This is a genomic window from Mesorhizobium sp. M2A.F.Ca.ET.037.01.1.1 (genome assembly GCF_003998075.1).
Taxonomy (GTDB): domain Bacteria; phylum Pseudomonadota; class Alphaproteobacteria; order Rhizobiales; family Rhizobiaceae; genus Mesorhizobium.
In genome coordinates, this window is sequence record NZ_RZSA01000697.1 from 1 (window position 1) to 3,654 (window position 3,654).

Genomic DNA, 3,654 nt, shown 5'->3' on the forward strand with positions numbered 1-3,654 from the left:
ATCCAGCACCAGGCGGCCGAGCTCGACTATGCGCCGGCTTTCCAGATGGGCCATCCCATCGTGTTCGAGCTGGCGAACCGGCTCGTCGATATCGCGCCGAAGGGCATGGACCATGTCTTCTTCACCAATTCGGGTTCGGAATCGGTCGAGACCGCGCTGAAGATAGCGATCGCCTATCACCGTGTCAGGGGCGAGGGCTCGCGCACCCGTCTGATCGGCCGCGAGCGCGGCTATCACGGCGTCAATTTCGGCGGCATCTCGGTGGGCGGCATCGTCTCCAACCGCAAGATGTTCGGCACGCTGCTCGGCGGCGTCGACCATCTGCCGCACACGCACCTGCCGGAGAAGAACGCCTTCTCGAAGGGCGTGCCGGAGCATGGCGCGGAGCTCGCGAACGATCTCGAGCGGCTGATCGCGCTGCATGACGCCTCGACCATCGCGGCCGTCATCGTCGAGCCGGTCGCCGGGTCCACCGGCGTCATCCTGCCGCCGAAGGGCTATCTGCAGAAGCTTCGGGAAATCTGCACGAAGCACGGCATATTGTTGATTTTCGATGAAGTGATCACCGGTTTCGGCCGCCTCGGCGCGCCGTTCGCGGCCGACTATTTCGGCGTCACGCCGGATATCATGACGACAGCCAAGGGCGTTTCCAACGGCGTCATCCCGATGGGCGCGGTGTTCGTCAAGAAGGAGATCCACGACGCCTTCATGACCGGCCCGGAACATATGATCGAGTTCTTCCACGGCTATACCTATTCGGGCAATCCGATCGCGTGCGCCGCGGCGCTCGGCACGTTGGACACCTACAAGGAAGAGGGCCTTTTGACCCGCGGCGAGGAACTGGCTCCTTACTGGGAAGACGCGCTGCATTCGCTCAAGGGCGAACCGCATGTCATCGACATCCGCAACATCGGCCTGATCGGCGCGATCGAGCTGGCGCCGATCGCCGGCAACCCGACCAAGCGGGCGTTCTCGGCTTTCGTCAAGGCCTTCGAGCGCGGCGCGTTGATCCGCACCACCGGCGACATCATCGCGCTGTCGCCGCCGCTGATCATCACCAAGGGCCAGATCAACGAACTGATCGACCATGTCCGCGATGTGCTGAGGTCGATCGACTAAGAAGCCGGCGCGGACATCCTTCCCGTCAAGGGGAGGGTGTCCGTGAAGCGGGCTGGGCGAGGTCGGCTAAGAAGCGCCGACCTCGATGGTCGTGTAGTTCAGGCTGGCTGCGCGCCGATGCCGGTCAGGATCACCCGCTTGATGTTTTCCTTGGCTTCCCGCCATTGCCGGTCGGAGAGCGGCTTGCCGCCGTTCAGCGTCTCGATCTGGTGGCCAAAATCGGCGTAATGCTGGGTCGTGGCCCACAGCATGTAGAGGAGATGGCGCGGGTCGACCGGGTCCATCTTGCCCTCCTCGATCCAGCGCTTGATGATCGCTACGCGGCCGTCGGTCCATTCGCGCAAAGTCGATTCCATATAGTCCTGAAGCACCGGCGCGCCGTGCATCACTTCCGAGGCCCAGACCTTCGAGCCATCGGGATGGCGGCGCGATATTTCCATCTTGGCGTCGATATAGGCGCTGATGCCCTCTATCGGCCCGCGCGCCGCATCGAAGCAGTTGGCGGCCTGCAGCCAGATCTCGAAAATGTTCTGAACGACGGACCGGTAGAGTTCTTCTTTGGTGGCGAAATAATAGTGGAGATTTGCCTTTGGCAGCCCGGCCAGATCGGCGATCAGCTGCATCGTGGCGCCGCCGAACCCGGCTTCCGCGAACACCTTTTCGGCGGCGAGCAGAATGGCCTTTTCATTCTCCCGCCTTATGTCCTGGCGCCGCATCGGACGGGTGGATTCGGTCATGTCTCCCCCAAGATTCTCGTTGACCGCTTGGTCAGCTTGTGTAGTCTGAAAGCTGACCATACGGTCAGGATGCAAACCACTCAAGGGGCGACAAGACCCCTGGTGAAAATGGGAACCGCAAATGGCCGCACCCGGCGAAAATCTGCGAATCAATTCAGACCGCTTGTGGGACTCCCTGATGGAGATGGCGAAGATTGGCCCCGGCATCGCCGGCGGCAACAATCGCCAGACGCTCACCGATTCCGACAAGGAGGGCCGCGCGCTTTTCAAGTCCTGGTGCGATGCGGCCGGGCTCTCGATGGGTGTCGACCAGATGGGCACCATGTTCATGACGCGCGCCGGCACCGATCCGGACGCGCTGCCGGTCTATGTCGGTTCCCACCTCGATACCCAGCCCACCGGCGGCAAATATGACGGTGTGCTCGGCGTGCTCTCGGGCCTAGAGGTTGTGCGTTCGCTCAACGATCTCGGCATCAAGACGAAGCATCCGATCGTCGTCACCAACTGGACCAATGAGGAGGGCGCGCGTTTCGCCCCGGCCATGCTTGCCTCCGGCGTGTTCGCCGGCGTGCATACACAGGACTACGCCTATGCCCGCAAGGATCTCGACGGCCTGACCTTCGGCGACGAGCTGAAGCGGATCGGCTGGGTCGGCGACGAGAAGGTCGGCGCGCGCAAGATGCACGCCTATTTCGAGTATCACATCGAGCAGGGACCGATCCTGGAGGCGCAGAACAAGCAGATCGGCGTGGTGACGCATTGCCAAGGCCTGTGGTGGCTGGAATTCACGCTGACCGGCAAGGAGGCGCATACCGGCTCGACGCCGATGAACATGCGCGTCAATGCCGGCCTTGCCATGGCCCGTATCCTGGAGATGGTGCAGACGGTGGCCATTGAGAACCAGCCGGGCGCCGTCGGCGGGGTCGGACAGGTCAAGTTTACACCCAATTCGCGCAACGTTTTGCCGGGCACCGTCGTCTTCACCGTCGACATCCGCTCGCCGGACCAGGCAAAGCTCGACGGCATGCGCGCCCGCATCGAGAAGGAAGCGCCGAAAATCTGTGAGGCGCTCGGGGTCAAATGCTCGGTCGAGGCAGTCGGCCATTTCGATCCGATAACCTTCGATCCGACGCTGGTCGGCCGCGTGCGCACCGCCGCCGAAAAGCTGGGCTACAGCCACATGAACATCATCTCGGGCGCCGGACACGACGCCTGCTGGGCGGCCAAGGTCGCGCCAGCGACCATGGTCATGTGTCCCTGCGTAGGCGGTCTCAGCCACAACGAGGCCGAGGAAATCTCCAAGGAATGGGCTGCGGCTGGAGCCGACGTGCTGTTCCATGCGGTGGTCGAAACGGCGGGAATCGTCGAATGACCGACTAGAGCATTCCACCGTTTCACGGAAACGGTGGAATGCTCTAGTGTCTTTGTTTTAACGCAATTTCGGACGGAAAACCGCTTCACACTTTTCCTGAAATTGCTTCGGACCAATCACCTCGCAACGCCGCTCGCAAAGAAGCGCGAAAGAACAGGGGAACAGATATGACCAAAGTCATCCGAAACGGCACCATCGTGACGGCCGACCGCACGTGGAAGGCCGACGTGCTGATGCAGCACGGCAAGATCGTCGCCATCGGCTCCAACCTGCATGGCGATCATGAGTTCGACGCCACCGGCTGCTATGTCATGCCGGGCGGCATCGATCCGCATACCCATCTCGAAATGCCGTTCATGGGCACCTATTCGGCCGACGATTTCGAATCCGGCACGCGCGCGGCACTGTCCGGGGGCACGACAATGG

Annotated in this window: 4 protein-coding genes; 3 read left to right on the forward strand and 1 reads right to left on the reverse strand. The window is 62.2% G+C overall.

Annotated features, from left to right (window positions below):
* Positions 1-1,119: aspartate aminotransferase family protein (locus tag EOA27_RS27195; protein ID WP_145970559.1), on the forward strand; the 1,119-nt coding region annotated here is incomplete at its 5' end.
* Positions 1,120-1,217: 98 nt separating this feature from the next.
* Here the strand turns inward: EOA27_RS27195 and EOA27_RS27200 are convergent.
* The gene (locus EOA27_RS27200; protein ID WP_126081953.1) at positions 1,218-1,856 is read right to left on the reverse strand and encodes a TetR/AcrR family transcriptional regulator; all 639 of its coding nucleotides are present in this window, start codon (positions 1,854-1,856) and stop codon (positions 1,218-1,220) included.
* 121 nt (positions 1,857-1,977) lie between these two features.
* Here EOA27_RS27200 and EOA27_RS27205 point away from each other — a divergent pair, with 121 nt between their 5' ends.
* Positions 1,978-3,228: a Zn-dependent hydrolase gene (locus EOA27_RS27205; protein WP_126081954.1), complete on the forward strand. Its 1,251-nt coding sequence runs from the start codon at positions 1,978-1,980 to the stop codon at positions 3,226-3,228.
* Between the two features lie 167 nt (positions 3,229-3,395).
* Positions 3,396-3,654, forward strand: a 259-nt coding sequence (locus EOA27_RS27210; protein WP_145970560.1) for an amidohydrolase family protein, incomplete at its 3' end; no start/stop codon positions are given.